This window comes from Microvirga calopogonii (genome assembly GCF_003347665.1).
In the GTDB taxonomy this organism is placed as follows: domain Bacteria; phylum Pseudomonadota; class Alphaproteobacteria; order Rhizobiales; family Beijerinckiaceae; genus Microvirga; species Microvirga calopogonii.
Genome location: NZ_QDGA01000242.1, coordinates 1 through 1,232, shown reverse-complemented (window position 1 = coordinate 1,232; position 1,232 = coordinate 1). Strand labels below are relative to the sequence as shown.

At 59.8% G+C, this 1,232-nt stretch carries 2 protein-coding genes; one reads left to right on the top strand and one right to left on the bottom strand.

Going from position 1 to position 1,232, the window contains the following annotated elements; genetic code table 11:
• On the top strand, positions 1 to 339 hold a 339-nt coding region (locus tag DDF70_RS36240; protein ID WP_170316158.1), incomplete at its 5' end, for a transposase.
• 489 nt (positions 340 to 828) lie between these two features.
• On the opposite strand, the gene DDF70_RS36230 is transcribed toward DDF70_RS36240, so the two are convergent.
• Positions 829 to 1,232 (bottom strand): transposase (locus tag DDF70_RS36230; RefSeq protein ID WP_170316147.1); only part of this gene is annotated, 404 nt, incomplete at its 5' end.

The following is a 1,232-nucleotide window of genomic DNA, read 5'->3' as shown; positions in this document are numbered from 1 at the left end:
AAGGCAACCACAGCCGCCTTGGCCCAGCGGGCGCACTGGCTCAGGGTCGAATGGCTGCCCAAGGATGCCCCCGAACTCAACGCCATTGAGGAGCGATGGCGCGATGTGAAGCAGCATGACCTTGCCCACCAGACCTTCGCTGGACCCGAAGACCTCGACCAAGCCATTCACGAAGCCATCATGAAGCTCAATCATGAACGAAGCCGCCATCCGTTGGCCAACCGGCGAATCCCGCTTAGAGAACTCGGCGGGACACCAAGACAGACGCCGCTAGCGGATTACACGACCAGCAGAGCGCCGCCGAGCAGCACCCAGCCGTGCCTCCTTTTCGCCTGCTAGGCCTAAAGCAGAGAGATAAGTGTCATGCGCCCTTGGATAGCCCCAATGGGCGACTGGATGTCCAGCATACCATCGCTGTGAACCCGCAAGGTCACCTCGAAATCCATCCCTGTCGGTCCGGCATTCATACCAGTAACAAAGGCTGTGCTGGGGGGAGCTTTCGCACGGAGCTTACTGACTACATCGTTTCCATCGGGTCTGTAGGTTCCGGTGTAGGTCACGCCCCCTACGTCCAAGCCTGCGATCTTTCCACGAACGAGAGCGAACGCCCCAGCACCAACGTTAGTGCGGCCCGAGTAGTCAACCCTATAAAATCCGTCACGCATGATTGGTCCCCTCGGTTTGACAACTGTTTTCACATGGGACTTTATCCCTTGCTACAAGGCAGTCTGAGCATGGACAGGAAGATCATCTCACAAATTTTTCTATGGTCAAGGCGCCCACCGTTTCACTGGACTTGCTTCGGAAAGGATACTGCTGGCGAATGCCTCATGCTGGGATGGGAGCCATCATGAGCTTGGTGAATGCGGATTGCCGGGTTCGTGCGAGCGGCGTGCCCGCGAACCAGGCACCAAGCCGGATGAGGTTCATGGCAGCCGCTGTCAGCACGTGCTGAAGATGCGTCTTGGCGAGACCGATGTAGCGGGAGCGCCGCAAGTGTAGGGCGCGCACGCCAGCCGAAATCGTTCCCTCGATGCCGGCGCGCTTCTGGTACTCTTTGGCGAAGGCGGGCTGCGCCTCACGCTCGCGAGCCGCTGCAAGGGTCTCGTGCTCCTCCTGAGGGCGCAGCGTGAGAAGCCGCCGCTCGCTCCGAGTACACTGTGCCTTCAATGGGCAGGGGCGACAGTGGGTCGTCGAGAAGCGCACCTTGAAGGCGGTTCGTCCTTGCCAGT